This is a genomic window from Paenibacillus sp. V4I7 (genome assembly GCF_030817275.1).
GTDB lineage: Bacteria > Bacillota > Bacilli > Paenibacillales > NBRC-103111 > Paenibacillus_E.
In genome coordinates this window covers 6,402,161-6,421,537 of sequence record NZ_JAUSZD010000002.1, presented here as the reverse complement: position 1 = coordinate 6,421,537, position 19,377 = coordinate 6,402,161, and the positions used below count along the sequence as shown (strand labels likewise).

General features: G+C 47.5%; 11 protein-coding genes. 9 read left to right on the top strand and 2 right to left on the bottom strand.

What is annotated here, in order from left to right:
- Nucleotides 1–102: 102 nt before the first annotated feature.
- Nucleotides 103–1,080 carry an aldo/keto reductase gene (locus QFZ80_RS30115; RefSeq protein ID WP_307552070.1) on the bottom strand — a complete coding sequence of 326 codons (978 nt, stop codon included), beginning with the start codon at nucleotides 1,078–1,080 and terminating at the stop codon, nucleotides 103–105.
- 236 nt (nucleotides 1,081–1,316) lie between these two features.
- Between QFZ80_RS30115 and QFZ80_RS30110 the strand changes: the two genes are divergently transcribed.
- Nucleotides 1,317–1,793 carry a GCN5 family acetyltransferase gene (locus tag QFZ80_RS30110; protein WP_307552071.1) on the top strand — a complete coding sequence of 159 codons (477 nt, stop codon included), beginning with the start codon at nucleotides 1,317–1,319 and terminating at the stop codon, nucleotides 1,791–1,793.
- 405 nt (nucleotides 1,794–2,198) lie between these two features.
- Nucleotides 2,199–3,332 carry a glycoside hydrolase family 88/105 protein gene (locus tag QFZ80_RS30105; protein ID WP_307552072.1) on the top strand — a complete coding sequence of 378 codons (1,134 nt, stop codon included), beginning with the start codon at nucleotides 2,199–2,201 and terminating at the stop codon, nucleotides 3,330–3,332.
- 64 nt (nucleotides 3,333–3,396) lie between these two features.
- On the opposite strand, the gene QFZ80_RS30100 is transcribed toward QFZ80_RS30105, so the two are convergent.
- On the bottom strand, nucleotides 3,397–4,008 hold the full coding sequence (locus QFZ80_RS30100; protein ID WP_307552073.1) for an AraC family transcriptional regulator: 612 nt from the start codon (nucleotides 4,006–4,008) through the stop codon (nucleotides 3,397–3,399).
- Between the two features lie 183 nt (nucleotides 4,009–4,191).
- Here QFZ80_RS30100 and QFZ80_RS30095 point away from each other — a divergent pair, with 183 nt between their 5' ends.
- The 7 genes from QFZ80_RS30095 (at nucleotide 4,192) to QFZ80_RS30065 (ending at nucleotide 19,229) form a co-directional block, all read left to right on the top strand.
- Nucleotides 4,192–6,492, top strand: coding sequence for a helix-turn-helix domain-containing protein (locus QFZ80_RS30095; protein WP_307552074.1), 2,301 nt, complete (start codon nucleotides 4,192–4,194; stop codon nucleotides 6,490–6,492).
- Between the two features lie 13 nt (nucleotides 6,493–6,505).
- Nucleotides 6,506–7,999, top strand: coding sequence for an extracellular solute-binding protein (locus tag QFZ80_RS30090; RefSeq protein ID WP_307552075.1), 1,494 nt, complete (start codon nucleotides 6,506–6,508; stop codon nucleotides 7,997–7,999).
- A gap of 268 nt (nucleotides 8,000–8,267) precedes the next feature.
- Nucleotides 8,268–9,161 carry an ABC transporter permease gene (locus tag QFZ80_RS30085; RefSeq protein WP_307564269.1) on the top strand — a complete coding sequence of 298 codons (894 nt, stop codon included), beginning with the start codon at nucleotides 8,268–8,270 and terminating at the stop codon, nucleotides 9,159–9,161.
- Nucleotides 9,162–9,197: 36 nt separating this feature from the next.
- Complete coding sequence (locus QFZ80_RS30080; protein WP_307562366.1) at nucleotides 9,198–10,070, top strand: carbohydrate ABC transporter permease; 873 nt, start codon at nucleotides 9,198–9,200, stop codon at nucleotides 10,068–10,070.
- Nucleotides 10,071–10,101: 31 nt separating this feature from the next.
- Nucleotides 10,102–11,667 carry a glycoside hydrolase family 43 protein gene (locus tag QFZ80_RS30075; protein ID WP_307552078.1) on the top strand — a complete coding sequence of 522 codons (1,566 nt, stop codon included), beginning with the start codon at nucleotides 10,102–10,104 and terminating at the stop codon, nucleotides 11,665–11,667.
- Between the two features lie 72 nt (nucleotides 11,668–11,739).
- Nucleotides 11,740–13,260 (top strand): extracellular solute-binding protein, encoded by a 1,521-nt coding sequence (locus QFZ80_RS30070; protein WP_307562364.1) that lies wholly within the window; start codon nucleotides 11,740–11,742, stop codon nucleotides 13,258–13,260.
- Nucleotides 13,261–13,346: 86 nt separating this feature from the next.
- The gene (locus QFZ80_RS30065) at nucleotides 13,347–19,229 is read left to right on the top strand and encodes a pectinesterase family protein (protein WP_307562362.1); all 5,883 of its coding nucleotides are present in this window, start codon (nucleotides 13,347–13,349) and stop codon (nucleotides 19,227–19,229) included.
- Nucleotides 19,230–19,377: the final 148 nt, after the last annotated feature.

The following is a 19,377-nucleotide window of genomic DNA, read 5'->3' as shown; positions in this document are numbered from 1 at the left end:
AACAATAGAGAAGTATAAGCTGATGGAGCAAGAGTGAGGCTTCAAGAAGATGAAAAGGCGGCCAATCCCTAAGGGATTAGCCGCTTTTTTAGACCTGTCGGTCTACCAAGCATAAGCTTCCGGAGCCGGTTTTCCGGGTCCTGGGAAAATCTCATCCAACTTTTTCAGCGTATCTTCACTCAGTGTGACTTCTGGTACACGTAACGAATCTTGTAGCTGCTCGATCGTTCTCGGTCCGATAATTGGCGAGGTAACGGCTGAATGCGATAGTACCCAGGCCAAGGCGACAACGTCTTCTTTTTCATCGATTTCTTTGCAAAGTGCTGAAAATTGTTCCAACTGGCTCCGATGCTTCTCGATCCGCTCAGCGGAACGCGCACTCCGGGCACCTGTACCTGCCAAGGCGTTGCGGCCTAGCAATCCTCCGGCAAGAGGACTCCATGGAATGACACCAAGACCGAGTTTTTCTGAAGCGGGAAGCACTTCCAGCTCCGGCAATCTGGCAAGTAGATTGTACATGTGCTGCTCAGAGACTAAGCCTAGGAAATGACGTGCTTTGGCCTCAGCTTGGGCACAGGCAATATGCCATCCTGCAAAGTTGCTGGACCCGATATAGTCAACAGTTCCTTGGTTTACCGCGGATTCAAATACTCCCCACAGCTCATCCCAAGTTACATTGCGGTCGATATGATGCATTTGATAAAGCTCTATATGGTCCGTCTGCAGTCTTTTCAGCGATGCTTCCAGATGACGTCTGATTTTGTACGCAGATAATCCTCGTTCAGCATTCGGTCCATCATTGGGATCATTCATATCCCCATAGGCTTTCGTCGCAAGTATGACTTTCTCTCTACGACCTCCGCCTTGTTTGAACCAGCGTCCGATGATTTCTTCTGTCCATCCTCTTTTTTCAACTCCGCCGTAGACGTTAGCTGTATCGAAAAAATTGATTCCCGCGTCTAGTGCGGTATCCATAATTTTAAAAGCTTCTTTTTCCTCGGTTTCCGGTCCAAAGTTCATCGTTCCTAAACATAACTGACTGACCTTCAATCCGGATTTCCCTAAATACGAATACTTCATGATTCATCCTCCCACATTCCTCTAGATTTTAGTAGAAACTAAATTTATTGAGTAGTTGTACGTGATGACACTTTACATTCTATAGAAGTTCCTATGTCTTTGAAAGTAGTGAAAATATTTACAGTATATGAGCTTTATGTGATTAACTATAGCCGAAGTTATTAACTAACATTGGGGATGGTGTAGATGTATGTTATACTTCCGGTACCGATAACAGTGTGAAAAGGAGATTTATAATGCCTACGATTACGAAAATAGCTTTCGATCAAGAGTTCCAAACGATATTAAGTGAATTGCAATCCAGCTATCATGCAGGGGAATTGAGTAAGAAGGAAAGCTCGGAATTGCCTAATGATGTATATCTCATTGAAGTTGAAAATACGATGGTGGGGTATGCTGTGGTTTGGGAATACACGAGTGCGAAACAGTTAATTCAGAAAGCGGAGAAAGATTATTTTAACGATGATGAAAAATACTTAGAACAAGACTTCTATATTGATATCAAGAACAAAACAGATTATGTATTTATAGAAGCATTGGATATACTGAAAGAATTTGAACGGAAGGGTTATGCGGCTTTCTTCATGGATTGGCTTAAACTGAAATACCCTAATAAGAAAATGTATGTTTATTCATTAGAAAAATCACGTAATTTTTGGTATAAGCAGGGTTTTGAGGTTGTGGGTAATACCGTATGGATGTCGTATAATTAAGTAGGTTTTTTACCTAAAATTGGTAAATTTTTATTCAGAAGTTTTCAAAATATCATGATCAACGTATCTTTCCTCATTCATTTCGCTAATGACATCTGCCCTTTTTGTCATGCTTTTATCATGATGGATGAGCATAAATATCTTTAGGTTAAGATTCTCAGTTATAATATATTATGCTTCGCAAAGTGAAATGTCAATATGTATGTTGTTTTTTTGATTTTCATAAAAAGCGCATAAATAGCAAAGTTCCACAAAAATGAACAAGGATGCACAAAGAATTTAAATTGAATTTGGCCTACAATGAGATCCGAGAGATAGTACCATCTTCAAGTTAGGAGCACCGATCCGTATTCAAAAACTGTTACAGAAGCAGCTTATATAAGGAAAAAGAGGAGATAACAAACAATGACGAAACATCTTGATTGGGCTGTAAATACAGCAAATACATTTATGTCTGAAGCTGATGCAGAGGGCTATCATCCTGAGCTGGCGAAACGGTGGGCCTACGTTCCCGGTATGATGCTTCTCGCATTTGGAAGGCTGGCGGAGCAAACCGGCGATGAACGCTATTATGAGTTTATGAAGCGTCACATGGACCTTTTCGTTCAGCCTGACGGTAGGATTCGGACTTATGCGATCGAAGAATATAATCTGGATCAAGTGAATCAAGGAAAGGTATTGTTCCCCTTAATACGGAGAACGGGTGAGAAGTGGTATGAGCAGGCCGCTCATTTGTTAGCTGTTCAACTGAAAGGACATCCAAGAACAAGTGAGGGCGGGTTCTGGCATAAGAAGATTTACCCATTCCAAATGTGGCTTGACGGGCTGTACATGTCCTCTCCGTTCCTTGCGGAGTATGCGAAGATGTTCGGACGGGAGGATCTCTTCGATGATGTAGCTAAGCAACTGCTGCTGGTAGAGAAGCACACGCGAGACCCCAAGACAGGACTGCTTCATCATGGCTGGGACGAAAGCAGAGAACAAGCGTGGTGTGATTCGAACACAGGACAATCCTTTCATTTCTGGAGCCGGGCGATGGGGTGGTACGCGATGGCGATCGTCGATGCACTGGAGCACTTTCCTGTGGATCATCCAAAACGGGGAACCGTTATCGGGATTTTTGAGCGCATGGCGGAAGCGCTGGCTAAGGTGCAGGACCCAGATACGGGCCTTTGGTATCAAGTGCTGGATATGGGGCACAGGGAAAGCAATTATGTAGAAGCCTCCGGTAGTGGCATGTTTGTTTACGCGCTGGCTAAGGGGACTAGACTTGGTTATTTATCTGGGAAATTCAAGGCCGCAGCATTAAAAGGGTTTCAAGGAATGATCGATCATCTTGTGGAAACCGATTCAGCCGGGGTACATCTGCATGGGATTTGTCATGGAGCCGGACTGGGGGGAACCCCTTACCGAGATGGCTCTTTCAAGTATTATGTGGAAGAGAAGGTAGTTAGCGATGTTATGATGGGATTGGCGCCATTCCTGTTGGCCGGCATGGAGTCAGATAAGCTGGTGCATGTGGAACCTATTCATAGATAGCAGATTTACGGGAAGGTTGCATAAGCCATTCGATGGCTTCAGCCTTCTTTTTTTTTACGTATGTTTATTTTACATTCGTTCTAATCATTTTCTTATATTCGAGAGGTGACATTTTGGTTACCTGCTTAAATTTGCGATTAAAATGAGTGATGTTCATGTAGCCGACGGATGCTGCAATATCGATTACTTTGCTGGAGGTTTCCCGCAGCAGTCTTTGTGCCTCTCGAATTCGGAGTGTGAGAATGTATTCGGTAAAGTTGAAGCCTGTATATCGCTTAAAGAGACGGCTGAAATGAAAGGGACTAATAAAGAATTGAGCAGACGCCTCCTTCATCGTAAGTGTTTTCCTATAATGTGTGTTGCAATATTCGGTGATTTCTGCAATTTTTTTGTTCATCGGAAGATAGGCGGTTTCCGCCGTTTCCGCCGCCTTACGGGAGGCGAACAGCAGTAATTGGACGAGCAGTGTTTCGAAATAAAGTGCCTGCCCATGACGATTGGGGTTGGCATATTCGTTATTCATTTGAAAGAGAAGATTCTCGATATAATTTTGTTCCAGGTTGTTAAAATCAATAACGCGATTGATTTGCATAAAAGGCGATAGGAGCAGATCCAGATGGGATCCGCGATACGGTTCCAGAAATGCATCCGTGAAGTAAACGATTCGCGCGTTCATGAAGTTTACCGCCTTCTAGTGTTTTATGAATGTCATGCTTCTTGATAAAAAGAAAATCCCCATTCATTCGGTATCCCACTCCTTTAAAGAACCATAATGTCTATTTCCCATTTTCCATATATAATAGAAATAAATCAATTTTTTAGACAACAGGCAGCGGTATTTCCGGAGGGGGAAAGCGTATTGCGCAGATATTTGCTTAGATTACTGGCATTTAGCTTTGTATTAGGCGTACTTCCCGCTGTAATTATTGGGATTGTCTCTTATTCGATTGCAACTAGGGATCTTGAGGATAAGGTAAAAGATGGCAACATGCAGTGGTTGGCGCAAACCCAGATGCGTGTGGAACAAATGTTGAAATCCATTGAGAAATCGGCGACGCAGTATGCCAACTCTTCCCTGGTTAAGACGGCGATGAACACGACTTACTCGCCCACTGATTTTGAACAGATACGTGATCTTTATGTGTCGTTGTATAACCTTCAATCAAGTGATGTTGTCATCACTGAGGCCTTTTTAATTAATTTGGAGCGAAACTGGTCTATAAGCCTAAATACCATTAAACCGTTAGATCAGCTCGTAAACAATAAGGAGTTCTGGGAGTATGCCAAGCAGCCGAGAAGCATTTATTGGCGTACAGGAACGGTGCCTGCAAATGGCGTTGAGGAAAATCCTGTGGAAATGATAACCCTTGTACATAAAATACCGATCCTGCCCCAAACGAATAAGCCGCAAGGACTTGTGGTTGTACGAATATCGGCGGCCGATATTCGGGAAGCGTTGATACCCGGCAATCCATCGAACCGGAATTATATTTTGGACCGCACAGGAGCTGATATTCTTGTGACGGCTGAGGCAAAGGATGGCTTTCACGAAATTAATCAGGTCATTGCTAATAAACTGGAAGCGGAACCAGAAAATAAACAAGGATTTTTCAATACACATTTAGGAAATGAAGAGGTAGCGGTTATGTACCGTTCCTCAGGCTACAACGGGTGGACGTATGTGTCGGTTATCTCTATTGGTGAAATCACCAAGGAACCCCAGAAAATTGCCAAGCTAACGCTGATTGTTTGCGCTGCCATCCTATTGGTCGTGCTGGCTTTTGCTTTATACGGCAGTCGCCGCATGTATCGACCGATACAGAATCTATTAGATGTTGCCAAGGGTATTGATCATAAATTTAACGCTCAATCGATACAGCCTAGAACCGATGAGCTGGAATTCATTAAAGTAAGCATGCAGTCTTTGGCTGTTTCAAGAAATCATATCGAACAGCAAATGCTCGGTCAAGCGGGACATTTAAAAGAGTTTTTTGTACTAAAGCTGTTTACAGGACAGTTATCGGAGAACGACTATTTATTCCGCTCTGCCATGTATGGCTTTCCAACCGGCTGGAAGCATCTGGGGGTGCTTACGCTGAAAATTGATAATTTGCAGGATACCAAGTATCAGGAGCAAGACAGGGAGCTTCTGCTTTATGCCGTGAATAACATTGCCCAGGAGGTACTGCCTCCTGAGTTTCGGTTTACACCGATTATATTGAATCAGTCGCAAGTGACGCTTGTGGCAACGGATGTGGAGGATCCGGCGGAGGTCAAGCGCATTTTATATCAAATGGCGGAGTCCATTAAAACAAATGCCAAGCACTACTTACATATACAAGTAAGCATCGGAATCAGTAAACCGTTTCCTACGTTAACAGATACCGTCAAAGCGTATGGAGAGAGCTTGTTAGCTATGAAGTCGCGTATAAGTCTTGGGCCGGAGATTATTGTTCACTATGAGGATATCGAAAATAACCCCGGAGCAGATAAATATGTCTATACGCACCTAAAGGTAATGGAAGAGCAGCTTGTGTATGCGCTTCGCGAAATGCAGCTGGACAAAGCCACCGAGCTGTTTCAGGATTATTTGAATGCGCTGCTGCATAAGGACGGCTTTTTGTATGAGCATCACATTTTACTGCTGCAGCTTATTTCCCGGATTCTAGGGATCGTACAGGATCAGGGCATTTCGATAAAAAAAGTTCTTGAGGATGAAGGCGCGGTAGAGCGATTGCTGCATTTGCAAACACGGGATGAAATTGAGTACTGGTTCGAATCCCGATTGTTTGCTCCAATCATTCAGGTTTTATCAGAGAAATCAGAAACGCAATACGTAAAAATTGCTGATAGGCTTGTAAGGATGATTCAGGAGCAATTCGATCAGGAAATTACATTGGAATCGTGTTCGGAAATTCTTAGCTACCATCCGGTGTATCTAAGCCGCATTTTCAAGAAGGAAATCGGCACGACGTTTAGCGATTATTTATCTGATTATCGGATGAAGATGGCCAAGGTCATGCTGGAGACAACGGATATGAAAATTTCGGAAATCGGTGAAAGGCTTCAGTATAAAAATATAAGCGCATTCATTCGGAGTTTTCGGAAAATGTTCGATGTAACACCAGGGCAGTATCGTGAGAAGATGGATCAAAAGTAGAGAGGAGTACCAAATGAAACGATATTCCGTGTTCATAGTCAGCTTGCTTATATCCTCCATGCTGCTGACTGCATGCAGCCAGAGTAAAAAGCAGGAAGTGGAAAATACCGCTAAAATCTCCTCTCTTTCGCTCGTGGTCAGCCAAATTGGAGAGATTCCTCCCAAGAACAACGAGATGGAAAAAGCCATTGAAGCGTACACGAACACGGATTTGCAAATTCAATGGATTCCCTTTTCGGCCTATGATGAGAAGGTGAAGGTGATGATCGCATCCGGAGAGCTCCCGAAGCTGATCAAGCTCAGCTATACGCCGACGATCATCGCTACACTTAAGGCGGGGCAGTTTTGGGAAATCGGTCCCTACTTAAAGGATTATCAACAATTATCCGCCCAAAATATGTTGTATTACGATAACATTGCTGTCGGCGGGAAAATATACGGGGTACCATTGTACCGTCCCCTTGGTCGTGCAGTTATCCATTACCGTAAAGATTGGTTTGACATCTTGGGTTTAAAGCTGCCAAAGACGTTGGATGATTGGTATACGGTTATTAAAGCGCTTACGCTAGGTGACCCGGATAAGAATGGGAAGAATGATACATACGGGATGATCTTGGAGAAAAGATACAATCAGGATGTAAGCTCCATACTGACACGGTTTTCCGTATCGCAAGGAGGGCCGAACAAATGGAAGGTGGAGAACGGCCGCTTCACCCCCGAATTTATGACCGAGCCATTCCACGAAACGATGAAGCTGTTTAAACGGCTTTATCAAGAAAAGCTGATGAATCAGGATTTTGCTGTCGCGGATGCTACGGAAACATCGAAGTTATATGAATTGGGGCGGGCGGGTACTCAGGTTGTCGGAGGGAATGCCCAAAGCTGGCAGGATAAACTGGTAAAGGCAGTTCCTTCAGCGGTTGTGGAGGTGGCTCCGTTAGAGGGCCCTGAAGGGATCCGGCTCCCTGGCGAACCGGGCAATGTCGGTTTCCTGGCTATTCCTAAGGATGCGGTGAAAACGGAAGCGGAAATGAGAAAAATTTTAGCTTTTCTAGATAAGTTGTTGGAGCCTGCCATGCAAACCGTGCTTTCTAAAGGAATTGAAAATAGACATTGGATCGATAAAGGCGAGTATACGGAGGTTCTCGATCGTGAACTGGATCTAAAGGAGGTTAAGACCTATAGAGATACTTTCCCGTATATTGACAGTAATCCTGCCCTGAAGCCTATACGCCAACCCGACCTCTATCGGAAAAACCAGCAGATCATCAAGGAGAATGAGTTGTATATTGTCCCTAACCCAGCGTTAACCTTAGAATCAGAAACCTATGCCGAGCGTGGCAAGGAGCTCGAGGTTCTGATTACGGATGCGCAGACGAAGTTTATTATGGGTAAGATTGATGAGGCAGGCTGGAAATCCGAAATCGAAAAGTGGAGAGAAGCCGGCGGCGACAAGATGATTCGGGAATATGAAGAAGCTTATACCAAGAAGGATAAGGATAAATAAGACCGCCAATACTGGGAAATACCGTAGAACCCTTGAAAAATCAAGGGTTTTTTCGTTTGTGCATATATAGTTGCCTGGAAGCTATTGCTCTGGAAAAGGGCAGAAAAGCAAAAGAGGTTATGCCGCAGGTATAGCCTGCCACAAGGATTCTGTCCAATAATAAAGGCATAAACAAAGAGATGTGGAGGAGCTTAAGATGAAAGCAGACTTGACTTTGCAGTCGAGACGATCGAACGGACAGATTCGAAAATCGAAACTGAGCTTGCTGATGAAGGAATTCATTAGAGACAAATGGTTATACCTGATGATGTTACCGGGTGTGGCATACTTCCTTATTTTCAAATATGTCCCGATGTACGGACTGATTATGGCATTCCAAGATTATAAGCCCCACCTTGGTTTTATGGAAAGCCCTTGGGTTGGGTTTAAGCATTTCGAGCGATTCTTTAGTGAGCCGCAATTCGGCATGCTGTTTAGAAATACAATCATCATTGCCGTATACAATCTGGTCTTTTTCTTCCCGCTGCCGATCATTCTTTCGCTGATGATGAATGAGCTTCGCAGGGATAGGTTCAAACGATTTGTACAAACGCTCATCTATATTCCTCACTTTGTCTCATGGGTTGTTGTCGTAGGGATATTTTATATGCTGCTAACGACGGAGAACGGGATTTTAAACGAACTGATCTATGCGATCAGCGGGAAGAAAATTGCCTTCCTGCTCGAACCGGAATGGTTCCGGACGATGATTATTTCGCAATCCATATGGAAGGAAGTTGGTTGGGGTACGATTATTTTCCTTGCGGCTTTGTCCGGTGTCGATATGCAGCTATATGAAGCTGTACGCATAGACGGAGCCGGAAGGTGGAGACAGCTCTGGCATATTACTCTCCCTGCGATTCGCAGCACGATCATTATCTTGATGATTCTGCGCCTCGGAAATTTTCTGGACTCTGGCTTCGAGCACATCTTCTTGATGATTACGCCGACCAATCGAGAGGTAGGGGAAGTATTCGATACCTATGTGTACACGAAAGGATTAACACAGGCGCAGTACAGCTACAGTGCGGCGGTAGGTTTATTTAAATCGGCAATAGGTCTGGTCTTGGTACTTGGCTCGAACTGGCTTGCCAAACGATTCGGGCAGGAAGGCGTGTACTAATACCGTCTTGTTTTCTAAATAAAGGAGGACATCGCAATGCCATACGATAAAACCCTAGGCAACCGCCTATTTGATATTTTTAACTACAGCTTCTTACTTATCTTCTCTATTGCTTGTGCATTACCGTTTCTGTATGTTCTAGCGGTTTCTTTCACAAGTCCGGCGGAGGTAGCGAGAGGGGGAATCATTTTATTTCCCAAGGAATGGTCCCTTGCATCCTACCGTTACATATTCTCAACAGATACATTGATCAGAAGCTTAATGGTTTCTATTTACATTACGGTTGTAGGCACCTTCATTAATCTGCTGTTTACGTCATTGATGGCCTATCCGCTATCGAAGACACATATCCGGGGCAGACAATTCATACTGCTCGCCGTATTGTTTACGATGCTGTTCGGAGGCGGGTTGATCCCCACCTATTTCGTGGTGAAAGCGCTGGGTTTAACCAATACGCTGTGGGCTTTGATGATTCCAAGTGCAATCAGTGCTTTCAATCTCATCGTGCTTAAAAACTTCTTTCAACAAATACCGGACGGCTTGGAGGATTCGGCGAAAATCGACGGATGCAGCGATCTGGGTGTTTTATTCCGTATCGTTCTCCCTTTATCGATGCCGGCCATGGCCACATTCGCACTTTTCTACGCGGTATCCCACTGGAATCAATTTTTCAGTGCTGTGATGTATATCAACGATAACAGCAAATGGCCGATTCAGGTGCTCCTGCGGGAGATCGTTATTTTAGCGCAAAGCCGAATCGGCGATGCAAGTATCGATGATACCGAGATTCAGCCGCTAACCATTCGTATGGCTGTTATTGTATTTGCTACCGTTCCGATTCTGTTTGTATATCCGTTCTTGCAGAAGCATTTTACGAAGGGTGTGCTCTTAGGCTCGGTGAAGGGATAGAGAGTTTTACTAAAAAGAGGGGAGAAGTTGAATGGAAACGTTTCGTAATCCGATTCTTGCCGGGTTTTACCCTGATCCTTCCATCTGTAGAGTGGGGGAGGATTATTACATGGTCACATCGACCTTCGAGTATTTTCCCGGTGTCCCGATCTTCCACAGTAAGGACTTAGTCCATTGGCGCCAGATCGGACATGTGCTCGATCGGCCGTCGCAGCTCAATCTGGATGGTATTCCAGCTTCTCGGGGGATCTATGCCCCCACGCTAAGATATCATGAAGGCGTTTTCTACATGATTACGACGCTTACGGAGAGAGTTCCCGGCGGGCGCGAGAATTTCTTCGTTACGGCAACAGACCCTGCCGGACCATGGTCGGACCCGTATTGGTTAGATAATGCACCTGGGATTGATCCTTCCTTGTTCTTCGATGATGACGGAAAGGTCTACTATACAGGAAACCGAGTGCCGCCAAGCGGACAGCAATATCCGAAGCATATGGAGATTTGGTTTCAGGAGCTGGATTTGGAGACGAAGCAGTTGGTTGGTCCGAAGCATAGTCTTTGGGACGGGGCATTGAAGCAAGCTCACGCGCAAGAAGGCCCGCATCTTTACAGAATCAAAGGGTACTACTATTTGCTGATTGCTGAAGGAGGAACGGGCTTTACCCATGCAGTTACCATTGCACGGAGCGAATCGCTTACAGGACCCTACGAGGTATGCAAACGCAATCCGATCTTAACACATCGGCATCTTGGCAAACAGCATGGTATGGTAAATGTAGGCCATGCGGATCTTGTTCGAACTCAGACTGGGGAGTGGTGGATGGTATGTTTGGCTTCCCGACCGTATGGGGGGCACTACCGGAATATGGGGCGTGAAACATTCCTCGTTTCCGTGGAGTGGGAGGACGATTGGCCGTTAGTGAATCCGGGCAAAGGAATCATTGAATGGGAGATGCCAAAGCCGAATTTACCAGAAGCAAGGTGGCCTGCTTTACCTGCTTGTGATCATTTTGATGCTCTGGCATTGGAGCACCGATGGAATTTCATCAGGACTCCGAGAGGAGAGTTTTGGAGCTTAAGCGAGCGTCCGGGTTATCTAAGGCTGAGGCTTAAATCAGAGTCGATTTCCGAGGTCTGCAATCCAAGCTTTGTAGGCCGCCGGCAGCAGGATATTTCCTATGCCGTGCGGACAAAGATAGAATTCACGCCAAATACCGCAAATGAAACGGCGGGTTTGGCGTTACTGCAAAACCAAGATTACCAATACCGTTTGGAATGCGGATTGAATGCTAACTCTCAGCAGGAAGTGCGCTTAGTGAGCAGGGCTGCTGGTGAGGAAAAGGTGCTATTCAACCAGAACATAGCTGCGAGCAAGATTTATTTGAGAGTGGAAGCGATAGGACAGTCCCTTCGTTTCGATTATGCAACGGAGGTTGAGCAGTGGCAGCACTTGGCCGACAGAATAGACGGCACCATTCTCAGCACAGATACGGCGGGGGGCTTCACCGGAGCGTACATCGGTCTCTTCGCAAGCAGCAACGGTGTATCCAGTGGAAACCATGCGGATTTTGATTATTTCGAATACATCGGTTTATAACTTATCTATCTTAGGATGATTGAGAGGATAGGTATTAAATAATAACAATCCAAAGAATGAAGGGGTAGAACAATGAGGAAAAAACATTTAGCACTTATGTTAGGTACAGTATTGTTGACATCTTCGGTGCTTACAGCATGCGGTGAGACTAAGCCGGATGAAGGGAAACAAGAAACCGCTAAGGTAGAAGATAACAAACCGTTTCCGATTAAGCTCGTTATTAACCAGGTAGGCGAAATTCCTCCGAAGGACAATGAGATTGAGAAGCAAATTAAGGCCTATACGAACACGGACCTGGAGATTCAATGGCTCCCAACATCGACTTATGATGAAAAAGTCAATGTGATGGTGGCGGCGAGCGAGCTTCCGACCATTATTAAATTGGGTTATAACGCTACATCTATCGGTCAGATGAAATCCGGCTTATTTTGGGAGATCGGTCCTTATATAAAGGATTACAAAAATCTTGCGGCTCAAAATCAGGTATTCTACGATAATTTATCCGTTGAAGGCAAGCTTTACGGGGTCCCTCTTTTTCGCGATTTAGGCCGTGCCATTATTCACTATCGTAAGGATTGGTTTGATACGATGGGTCTTACGCCGCCAAAGACGCTTGACGATTGGTACAATATCGCCAAAGTACTGACCCTGAACGACCCGGATAAGAACGGGAAGAATGACACGTATGGATTGATTCTGGAGAAAAAATACAACCAAGACGTGAGTTCTACACTTACGCGGATTGCTGTATCGCAAGGTGCTCCGAACAAATGGAAGATTGAAAGCAATGGCAATTTCACACCGGAGTTTACGACCGAGCCGTTCTTCCAAACGATGAAGCTGTTTAAGCGTCTCTATGAGGAGAAGCTGATTAATCAGGACTTTGCGGCAGTGGACGGTACGGAAACGGCCAAGATCTACGAGTCGGGCCGCGGAGGCATTCAGCTCTCGGGCGGAAACGCGCAGTCGCTTCAAGACAAGGTCGTTAAGGTCGTCCCTACCGCTGTTATGGATGCAGCGCCGGTGGAAGGTCCTACCGGCAGAAGGCTCCCTGGCGAGCCGGGTAACGCAGGGTTCTGGGCCATCCCGAAAGCGACCGTAAAGACGGAAGCGGAGATGAAGAAGGTTCTTGCCTTTATTGATAAACTCATGGATCCGAAGATGGCAACGCTTTTGGTGAAAGGTGTGGAAGGTACGCACTGGGCGGATAAAGGCGAATTTACAGAGGTTCTTAACCGTGATGCCGACGCGAAGGAAGTTAAGCCATATCGCGATACGTTCCCTAACCGCAACGAAAACTACAACATCGCCAAAAAGGCGAAACAGCCGGACCTGTTCCGTAAGAATTCGCAAATTGGTGCAGAAAACGAGAAGTATATTGTGCCTAACCCGGCACATAATCTTCTGTCGGGCACGTATTCCGAACGTGGCAAGGAGCTTGAGCAGATGATTACCGATGCGGAAACGAAGTTTATTATGGGCAAGATCGACGAGGCAGGCTGGCAGGCGGAAGTAGAGAGATGGAAAAAGGCCGGCGGGGATAAGCTGATGCAGGAGTATAAGGAAGCTTACGAGAAAAGCAAGAAGAAATAACCCCCCATCCTCATAGTAAGAGTGGAATGTTCCCTGAGCCTTAGGAGGGGGCATTCCTTCCTATATCCATTACAAGGAGGCACGTCATGAAGAAATGGTTTTCACAAATTCTTGTTACAGCTATACTTACCGCATCTATGCCTGTAAGCGCTCACGCAGAAGCGGCAGTCTCGCTTCCGGCATTCCCAGGCGCTGAAGGCGGAGGCAAATATGTGACCGGCGGGCGCGGTCAAGCGGTGTATGAGGTTACTACACTTGAGGATTACAATAGGACTGAGGCGCCGATTCCCGGCTCGCTGCGGCATGCAGTAAGCCAGAGTAACCAGACGATCGTCTTCCGCGTTGGAGGTACGATTCGATTGAAGGATAGCCTAAAAATTACAGGCTCGAACTTGACCATTGCAGGACAAACCGCTCCCGGCGACGGCATTACGGTAACCGATTACACGACGACCGTCGAGGCAGACAATGTCATTGTCCGGTATATGCGTTTCCGCCTGGGCGATCGTTATCCCAGTGAGGACGATGCCTTCGGTTTCCGCTATCGCAAAAACATCATCGTCGACCACTGCTCCTTCAGCTGGTCGGTCGATGAGGTGCTCAGTCTTTATGACAATCAGAACACGACGGTGCAGTGGTCGATCGCCGAGGAAAGCATGCTGATGACTACTCACCAAAAGGGAAGGCACGGCTACGGCGGCATCTGGGGAGGAAACAACGCAAGCTTCCTTCATAACCTTGTTGCCCACAACTTCAGCCGCAATGCGAGATTCCCAACGGACAAGAAAGAATATGACATCGTTGAGTCGACCAATAATGTTATTTACAATTGGGGCCTACTTTCCGCATATGGCACCGGCGGCGAAGGGCAGTACAACCTGAATAATAACTATTATAAATATGGTGCAAACACTTATTACAATGTGCGAAATCAGCTGTTCGATCAGCTCTCTTCTCCAAGCAAGATGTACGTAGGCGGAAATATTATGGATGGCGACGCTGCTGTCACATCGGACAACTGGCTTGGCGTGAAAAGCGTTAAGGACCCTTCTTCGAAGCTTTCTCAGCCCGCGCAGGTTGCCGGCGGCTACGTTCCTGAATCCGCTCAGGACGCGTATAATCATGTCCTCGCAGGTGCGGGGGCTACTTTGCCAAAGCGTGATGCGATCGATGCCCGGGTCATCAATGACGTGAAAAACAGAACCGGCCAGCATATGAATTCCCCGCTTGAAGTGGGCGGATATCCCGATTATCCGGCAGTCGTCTCAACCGTAGTCGATCAGGATCATGACGGCATAGATGATGCTTGGGAATTGGAAAAGGGCTTATCCCCCGCAAACCCGAACGATCGGAACTTGGCGAATTTGTCTCCAGAAGGATACACGAACCTTGAGGTGTACCTCCACGACTTGATTGTCAAAGGAAACGCGGGCGGCAACAATACGGATAACCCGGTTGTCTCGATCACTTCCCCCGTTAATAACACCTTGAAGGATGCCGGAAGCCATGTAACCGTAGAGGCTTCAGCTTCCGACACCGACGGGATTGCCAAAGTTGAATTTATTGTTGACGGCACTGTCATAGCGGAGGATCGGGCGGCTCCGTACAGCTTCGATTGGAACGACGTGACCGACGGGACTCACTTCCTTGTCGTCCGCGCAACGGACAACGTCGGGCTGTCGACGCAATCGGATAATGTCGCTGTTCACGTAAACAAAACCGGTCCGATCGCTCCATGGCAGTCGCAAGATATTGGTTCTGTAGGTATCCCAGGCCATACGCAGCTGGAAGGTGACGCACAGACGGTAACGGTCAAAGCCGCAGGGGATATCGGAGGCACCGCCGATGCGTTTCACTTCGCGTATCAGTCGTTGACAGGCAACGGCGAAATCATCGCCCGGGTTGAGCATGTTACACCTACGGATGACAATGCGGAAGCGGGGGTCATGGTTCGTGAAACGCTGGACCCTTCCTCCAAGATGGCCTTGCTTGCGATTCCTTATGTCAAATTTGGCAAGAAAGGTGTCATAATCAGCCGTTCGGCGACAGGTGGAGATTCTGCGAGGGCGGAGCCGGATGATTTCATATCGACGCCTTATTGGGTAAAGCTCGTTCGACTCGGCAGCCAGTTGACAGGACTGATATCCGCAGACAAGACGAACTGGAAGCGGATCTCATCCGTTGACATTCCGATGTCGGAAACCGTCTATATCGGGTTAGCGGTGGACGCCTCCAAGACGATAGACGACATTAATAAATACAACACTTCTTTATTCAGCGGCGTGGAACTTCATACGTTAGCCGCAGATTTTCCGACGCCTCCACAGGCGCCAGCGGCAGCGGCAGGACAAAATAAAGCGGTGCTGAGCTGGTCCCCGGTAAGCACTGCAACCAGCTACAACATCAAACGAAGCGACGTCCCCGGCGGCCCTTACACAACGATCATGCCAAACGCGACGTCATCGTCCTATACCGATACGAACTTAGTAACGGGTAAAACGTATTATTATGTCATTAGTGCGTTAAATGCGAATGGCGAAAGCTTCGATTCAACGGAGGTCAGCGCGACTCCAACAGGCGCTCCTGAGGTCATTTGGCTCGCTCAGGACAATTTTGAAGGAGATACCATTGGAGAAATGCCTGCCGGATACACCTTGGTCAATCCGATTCCGGCGACAGCCACGAATAAAGTGATTACACAGGCAGTTCCTGGAACGAGTACAGGGAACAGCTCGGGCAAAGTCATGCAGCTTTTTGATACAGGCACGGTGAACACCAGAGTTGCGAAGACCTTTACACCGCAAAAGGGTACAGTGATCCTCGAAGCGGATTACATGCAGCAATCGATGATCGGCTCTGCCGGCCTGCTCCAGCTGCAGACACCGGATGGCGGTAAGACGCCTTTGTCTTTGGAAATCCGCAAAGCGGATGGAACCAATAATGTGTTCGTCATCAACAATGGCGGTACGTACGTCAAGGTGACAAATGAGCTGCCGCCATTGAACCGTTGGATCAATTTCAAGATTGAAGCAAACGTTCAAACGGGCAAAGCAAAGATTTATGTAGATAATGTTCCGGCGGTGACTCCGGAAATTGATTTCCTCAGCACGGCTCTAGCCGATACGCAAGCAAAGGGAATTGGCCGTATTCATTTCTCCACACCGGGAAGTGGATCGGGCAGCCCCTATTGGGATAACGTGAAGGTGTATGTGGAGCCGGTAGCTTCTCCGAAGGGATTGGTTGCGGTACCGGGCAATGAAGCTGTTGAATTGAAATGGCCGGATGTACAAGGGGCGACCTCGTACAATGTGAAGCGAAGCGAAACGGATGGAGGCCCTTATACAACGATCCAATCTGAATCGCAGACAGCTTCGTTTATTGATAACACAGTAACGAACGAGAAGACGTATTACTACGTCGTTACGGCCAACGGAGTTGGCGGAGAATCCGCTGCTTCCAATCAGGTGCAAGTAACCCCGTCGGCATCCGCTATAAAGCCTGCGGCACCTACAGGACTGAAAACGGTGAGCCGGGATTCGCAATTGGATTTGAGCTGGAACGCCGTGGACAATGTAAATTTCTATACGGTGAAAAAAGCGGCCAGCCCATCGGGACCCTTCGAGGTCGTCGCTTCCAATATTACGGACTTGGCTTACCGGGTGGGCGGCGTGCCGGATGGCGTAACCGAATATTACGCAGTAACGGCTACGAATGTAGCGGGAGAAAGTGAAGTCTCGGCTTCTGTGAGCGGCGTTGCCCTTGCACAGATTGGTACGCCTAGCTTGACGGCGGAGGCGGGTGACGCCCAAGTAACGCTGAGCTGGACCCCGGCTGCACAAGCCAACCGTTATACGCTGAAACGGGCCACGAGCATAGAGGGGCCATATATGATTCTCGCTGCAGATGTGACGGGAACGAATTACACCGACACAAAGCTGGTTAACGGTCAGCCTTACTACTACAAAGTATCTGCCGCAAACGAGTCGGGTACCGGCTTGGAATCCACTGTTGCAGCGGCTCGCCCCGTACTGAACGTCGGCCAGCCGGATGTGCCGGTTGGCATCAAAGCGGATCCAGGAAATACGGAGATTCAGTTGACGTGGAATGCGGTCAGCGGTGCTGGCGATTACCAGGTGGTTCGCTCAACCAGCAAGAACGGACCATTCTCGGTTATCGCCGATCAAGTGGCTGGGCTGGCGTTCACCGATAAGGGGCTGGCCAATGATACAGCCTACTATTATGCTGTTGCGGCGCACAACGATAAAGGTCTTAGCTATCATTCCTTGCCGATTAAGGCAGTACCGGGCGCAGTACTCGCCGTGGCCAAGGATGGAAGCGGGCAATTCACAAAAATTGCGGATGCGGTCAATGCCGTTCCGGACAACAGCGAGAAACTTACCATCATTAAGGTGAAAAACGGTATTTATAACGAGAAGCTGCTTGTTCCCTCGACGAAAAAAATGATTACGATAATCGGAGAAAGCCGAGAAGGAACCGTTCTGTTAAATGGAGATTCCGCAAGCACGATCGGTCCTAACGGTCAGCCGCTTGGTACAAGCAACAGCTATACGCTTAGGACAGCGGGAACAGACTTTACACTGGAAAATATGACGGTTCAGAACAATGCCGGAAGGACTGCCGGGCAAGCCGTCGCACTCTATGCGGGAGGTGACCGGGGGATTTTCCGCAACGTGAAGCTGCTGGGTTACCAGGATACGCTTCAGACCGAAAAGGGACGACAGTATTTTGTTGACAGCCACATTGAGGGAACCGTCGACTTTATCTTCGGAAGCTCTGCGGCCGTATTCGAGAACAACATCATTCAAAGCGTTGGCCCCGGCTATGTGACGGCACCATCCACAGAAATGGGCAACCCGGGATATGTGTTTGTCAACAATCAACTGATTGCCAGCGCAGATGCGCCTGCCGGAACTGTAGACCTCGGCAGACCATGGAGAGATTACGGCAGCACGACGTATATCAATAACTACCTTGGAGAGCACATCCGGGCTACGGGATGGAACGAATGGGTTGACGGCCGTTCGAAGACTGCCCGCTTTTCAGAATACTTAAGTTACGGACCGGGTGCCAACCCGGCTGGGCGTGTCAATTGGTCGACACAATTGACAACGGAAGAAGCAGCTCAATATACCATAGAATCCACTCTTGGCGGCTCCGACGGTTGGAATCCGAAAGTGTTGATCGGGTTGATTGATAAAGCTCCGGTTGCTGTCGAGCGGGTGTCCTCCATCTCGGTAATTTCGGCGGGCGGAGCGAATTCGATCACGTCGAAGAATGGCTCACTGTCCTTGCGGGCATTGGTTCTTCCGGGCAATACGACAAATCCGGCGGTTGCTTGGGAAGTGTTTGAAAGCGACGGAATTACGCCTTCAAGCCGGGCGATGATTGACGCCGACGGATTGCTGACCGCGAAGAATAACGGAGTAGTCAAGGTTGTCGCGACCGCAAAAGACAGCAGCGGGGTTCATGGAAGCATGTATATTTTCATTAGCGGCCAAACGAGCATCCCTGCCGACTTGCCGATCGCAAATCTTAGCGGGCCTGCGACCGTATATTCGGGGCAGGAGTTCAGCTACCGGGTAGGGTTAAGTAATGTTTCGTCCTCCCAATACTCATCGGTGTATGCATTGGATTTCACCATGCAATTCGGGACGAACACTGTGGAACTTGTTTCCGCCGATTCGCTCAAACCGGGCTTCCAGATCATCGCTCAGAAGACGGACATTCCGGGTCAGGTGAGGATTATCGCGTCCAGTCTGGGATCTTCCAACGCCATAACCTCCAGCGGCGATATTATTGAATTGAAGTTTAAAGTGAAGCCGGTCTCGGGTACGGATGCAGCGACGCTTGGTTTCACTTCTTTTAAAGTCTCCAACGGGGCGGCTCAAAGCTTTGCTGTGTTGCAGGCTAATCCATCCATCATACAAGTTGCTCCTCCTGCCAAGTAAACGGGGCGGTAGAATACCAGTCTTTCGGCGCAGACGTCGCTTAAAACGGATTTGCGCCGATAGGCAAAGGGATGGGTGCGCAGATGGCTGTTGTCATTTAACATTTGTTTGCTCTGCAGCAATAAACGCAATTCGCCTTGAATAACGT